The following is a 4,617-nucleotide window of genomic DNA, read 5'->3' as shown; positions in this document are numbered from 1 at the left end:
GTTTTGGGCTTTGCGCTCTTCCGAACCAGTACCTGCGGTTTTTTCAGCTTCATTTTCGGGCGCTCAACGGGAGCGGCCGCCGGCTCGGGCGCAATCTCGTCCGCGACCTGCCGTTCCCGGAGCGTGCGGGCCTCCTGGTCCTCGGTTTTAACCTGGACCGGAACATTGAGTTTTTTCAGGAGCACGTTGGGGCGGGGAATCGGTTCTGGAGGAGAAAAGTGCATCTCCTCCTTGCGGACCACATGAAAGACAACCAACATTCCCGAAAGCAGGAAGAACAGCGCGAAGATGATGCCGGTGGCGACGAACGCCTTGAAGCGCGGGCCCACCCATCCGGCGTGAAACCGATAGTCGCGTTTCGCCGCGAACGGTCGTTGCGCTTCGTCCGATCCCCTCTTTTTGGTTTGTCTCACGGTGCCCCTTCCCCGGTGAACCCGGGCCGCACATTGCCCGATGACAAGATGCCTTTGCGGATTTTATTCCGCAAGAAATACCGCCTCCGAATCCAACATTTGCGCCTTTTCGACGAGGCGGATGAACTCGGCGCGGTAGCCTTCGACGTCGGCGCCGCGGGTTTGCCTGGCGCGGCGGATGACTTCGCCGTAGTTGGCGGCGCCTTTATGCTCGGAGCGGCGGAGCAGCAGGCCGAACTCGGCAACGGCGCTGGCAAACCCGATGTTGGCGCCCGCCCGCAGATCGTTCAGGTCGTCGGCCTTGACGGTCTGGACGATGAGCTTGCTGGCGATGCCGCCGGGTTGCTTGTAGCGCAGCTTGACGGTCATCAGGTCGTCGCTGTCGATGAGTTTGGTCTTTTGGTATTTGAGTTTTCCGGCCTGGCGGATCGGTTCGCCGGCCCCGGCGGGAACGAGCTCGTAGAGCGCGGTGACGGTGTGGCCGGCGCCAAGCTCGCCGGCGTCCTTTTGGTCGTTGTCGAAATCCTCCTTGGCCAGGAGGCGGTTTTCGTAGCCGATGAGGCGGTAGGCCTTGACCTGGCGCGGATTGAATTCGACCTGCACCTTGACGTCCTTGGCAATGGTGACGAGGGTGCCGCCCATTTCGTTGACGAGCACCTTCTTGGCTTCGAGGATGTCGTCGATGTAGGCATAGTTCCCGTTGCCGTGGCCAGCCAGTTTTTCCATTTTGGAATCCTTCAGGTTGCCGGTGCCGAACCCGAGGACGGAGAGGAAGACGCCGGACTTGCGCTTTTCCTCGATCAGGCGGGTCAAGTCGCCGTCGGAGCTGACGCCGACGTTGAAGTCGCCGTCGGTGGCGAGGATGACGCGGTTGTTGCCGTTTGGGAGGAAGTGGTCCTGCGCGGTTTGGTAGGCGAGCCGGATGCCCGCGCCGCCGGCGGTGGAGCCGCCCGCTTTCAGCCGGTTGATGGCATCGAAGATTTGGGCCTTGTCGGCGGTCGGTTCGAGCACGCACCCGGCCGCGCCGGCATAGACGACGATCGCGACGCGGTCCTCCGGGCGGAGCTGGTTCACCAGCAACCGCATGGCGGATTTGAGCAGCGGCAACTTGTTTGGAGCGTTCATGGAGCCGGACACATCCAGCAGGAAGACGAGGTTGTTCGGCGGCAGGTTCCGGGTTTCGATGTCGAGCCCCTGCAGGCCGATCAGCGCGAGCCGGTGCGCCTGGTTCCACGGGCAGTCGGCCACTTCCATCGACACGGCGAACGGATCTTCGCCCGACGGTTGCGGATAGTCGTATTCGAAATAGTTGACCATCTCCTCGATGCGGACGGCATCGGGCGGCGGCAGGCGGTTGCCGGTCAGGTAGCGGCGGACGTTGGCGTAGGCCGCGCGATCGACGTCGATCGAGAAGGTCGAGAGCGGGTTGTCCATCGCATCCTTGAAGGCGTTGTCCACGATCCGGTCATACTGTTCGGTGTTGAACTCGGCCGGCGTGGCTTGCCAAACACCGCGACGTACCAGCGGCTCGCCGACCCCCTTGTCCTGCCCCCAGGGTTGGGAAGAAAAGCCGAGCGATGCCACCAACCCCTCATCGCCCAAAGCCTCGGCGGAAATAATCGGCGCGGCTTCGGGAACAGGAACCGCTTTGAAGGTCGGCGAGCTTTTGGCAACGACCTGCTTTTTGAGCTTGGGTTTGGGGGCCGATTGGGCAACCGACTTTTCAAGTTGGGGCACCTTCAGCTTCTGCAGTTCCACGTGCGGCTCCTGGGGCGCCGGCACCTCGATGGCCACTTCGTCGGCGGTAAAGGCGGGGGATTCCTTTTTAACCACCTGCACGACGACAAAGCTGAGGCTGATGAAGACGAAGATGCTGGCGGTGGCGGCGGTCACGAGCCCGGCGCGGAACTGCGGGCTGTACCAATAGTCGGCCAGCGTCGTGCGGTGCGCGGCGGGCCGATGCGGGATATCGCGCTTGGCAACGAGTTGCGCGGGGGCGGGCGCGGCCGCAAGGGCTTCGCCGAGCAGGTCGAGCGTGGCGCGCTGGGCGGCGAGCTCGGCGCGGCAGGCGGCGCAGCTTTCGAGGTGGCGGTCGAGCGCGGCGGCATCGGTTTCGTTGAGTTCGCCGTGGAGATAGGCGACGAGTTGTTTTTCGAAGGGTTTGCAGTTTTTCATGATACCACCCCCGCCTGGCGCAGGCTTTGGGAGAGCTTTTTCGTTGCGTGGTGGATGAGGGTTCCAACGTAGCCCTCGGAGCGTTTCAAGATTTCGGCGATCTCTTTGTAGGACATGCCTTCCTGAAGGCGGAGCACAAGCACCTCGCGCTCTTTCGGCTTCAGCGTGTTGAGGTGCCGCATCACCAGCGCCTGCCGCTCGTCGCGGGTGCGCTGGGCTTCGGGATCGTTGGCGAAGAGGTCGGCCTGTTTCGACTGGCGGTCGTGCAGGCTGCGGCGGCGGGACTCCTTGCGGATGTAATCGACCGCGGCGTTGTGCGTGGTGCGGTAGAGCCAGCCCTTGAGCGGCACGCCGCGAGTCGAGATTTTTTCGAGGCTGGCGTGCAGGCGGATGAAGGTTTCCTGCACGACATCCTGCGCGGCGTCTTCGCTGTTCAATACGCGGGTGGCGTAGCGCAGCAGGGATGATTGATATTGTTCCATGGCGTCCTCCAGGGTGGGAATGGAAGGTCGGCAGTCGGGATCATCGGATGGACGGTCTTCCCGCCGTTTGGTCATGTCCATCATTCCAAGAATCCTCCAACCCGTTGTTCCAAAGCCGTACCGGCCACCCGGCCGGCAACATGGATACGCCTGTCGCTCGAACCATCTTTGCAGAAGGGAGAAATAAATTCGCGGAAAAATTATTGGCAAGATCCGTTTCCAGAAAAAAGAGCTCGTCTCGGACGTGCGTCTTTGCAAGCCAAAATCCAATAGATGCTTTAGCCCCGAAGCCGTAATGACGGGCAGGGAATATCACAGATAAGTGCCCGCAGGGCCGAATCTTCGATATCGAAAACATTCTGACCCGTTGTCCGTTGAGACAGGATCCTTGCTTTAAGGCCCCCTTTCTCGCTACTCGCGAGATCGCTTGGCCAAGGTGGTTTGGGCGATCTGCCGGATGCGCTTGTCACTCGACGCCGCATAGGTTTCGATCAGGGCGAGGTCTTGCTCTTCGCCGATCTCTCCGAGGGTGGCGATGGCGGCGCAGCGGAGCAGGGTGGTCCCGCCGCTGCCGGCAAGGGTGCGGGCGGTTGCCAAGGCGTTCGTATTGCCGCTCTCCCCGCAAAGGCGTAACGCGCTTATGCGGTTTGCAACCGTTGCGGCTTCATCGCTCGCCAACTCCAGCATGGCGGCATCGATCTGCCCCCGATCAAACTCCGAATGGTTCCGCGCAAGCGTATGGAGCGCCAACAGCGCCGTTCCGGCATTCGAATTATCCCGCTCGCCCAACGCCGCCCACAGCGCTTCGCGAATCGCCTCAAGCTCACGATCTTCCGGACGATTCAGACCGGAAACAGGTCCCCCCATGGGCCCTCTTCCAGCCGCATCGGTTCCCCTCCGCAACGAATCATTTTGTCCTAGATTATTTTGCCGAACCCCACCCGAACCGAGACCTTCGGCCTGCGACTGCCGCTCATAAAATGGCGCCATAAACTGTATGCAATAGTTCCGCCACGTTCCGTTTTGATCGGGATTCGACACCACGCCCGTCAACAGCTCACCCATACCGTCCGGCAGTTCCCTTTGGCGCAGCAGTAGCTCCAGCGTATCGTTCTTGATCGAATAAAACGCCAGTGAACGCATACGGCCGTCGTTCGGCGCGTCCGATGCCAGAAACTCCATCAAGGCGGCCCGATCGGTCGAATTGATTTCATGCCCCAGCTTACGCATCGCTTCGAGCCGATCTGCATAGTTCGTTTTCGGATCGGTCAACGCTTTCACCGCATCCGAAACCTGCGGGGCGGCCATAACCGGAACCTGCTCAGAGAGAGACACCTTTTCCTCCGGCGAGGATGGCGCGGCGCTCTTCGCGGTTTTATCCAAAACCGAATCGAACCCGGATCCCACCACACCGGATTTTTGCGGTTCCAGTGAAGCCGCGCGATTCATCACGACCCCCGCAACACTGCACAGGACAACAGCCCCGAGTCCCATGTAAATATATCTTTTCATAATTTCACCTCACCCGAGGGGTCAGTCACCCGAGG

4 protein-coding genes are annotated in these 4,617 nt (G+C 61.2%); all 4 read right to left on the bottom strand.

The genetic code is table 11. The features are described from left to right. Positions 1-413 (bottom strand): hypothetical protein (locus tag ABYO54_RS14330; RefSeq protein WP_372808930.1); only part of this gene is annotated, 413 nt, incomplete at its 3' end. A 63-nt stretch (positions 414-476) separates the two neighbouring features. Further along, positions 477-2,588 carry a von Willebrand factor type A domain-containing protein gene (locus ABYO54_RS14325; protein ID WP_372808929.1) on the bottom strand — a complete coding sequence of 704 codons (2,112 nt, stop codon included), beginning with the start codon at positions 2,586-2,588 and terminating at the stop codon, positions 477-479. After that, complete coding sequence (locus ABYO54_RS14320) at positions 2,585-3,154, bottom strand: RNA polymerase sigma factor (protein ID WP_372808928.1); 570 nt, start codon at positions 3,152-3,154, stop codon at positions 2,585-2,587. Before ABYO54_RS14320 ends, ABYO54_RS14325 begins: the two co-directional genes overlap by 4 nt. Positions 3,155-3,481: 327 nt before the next feature. Then, complete coding sequence (locus ABYO54_RS14315; protein WP_372808927.1) at positions 3,482-4,582, bottom strand: HEAT repeat domain-containing protein; 1,101 nt, start codon at positions 4,580-4,582, stop codon at positions 3,482-3,484. Positions 4,583-4,617 lie beyond the last annotated feature (35 nt).

This window comes from Pontiella sp. (assembly GCF_041622395.1).
Classification (GTDB): domain Bacteria; phylum Verrucomicrobiota; class Kiritimatiellia; order Kiritimatiellales; family Pontiellaceae; genus Pontiella.
This window is presented reverse-complemented; position numbering and strand designations above follow the sequence as displayed.

Bases quoted from the DNA above. Each gene is read 5' to 3' on its own strand.
- ABYO54_RS14325 (WP_372808929.1), bottom strand. From the start codon at position 2,588: ATGAAAAACTGCAAACCCTTCGAAAAACAACTCGTCGCCTATCTCCAC.
- ABYO54_RS14320 (WP_372808928.1), bottom strand. From the start codon at position 3,154: ATGATGGACATGACCAAACGGCGGGAAGACCGTCCATCCGATGATCCC.
- ABYO54_RS14315 (WP_372808927.1), bottom strand. From the start codon at position 4,582: ATGAAAAGATATATTTACATGGGACTCGGGGCTGTTGTCCTGTGCAGT.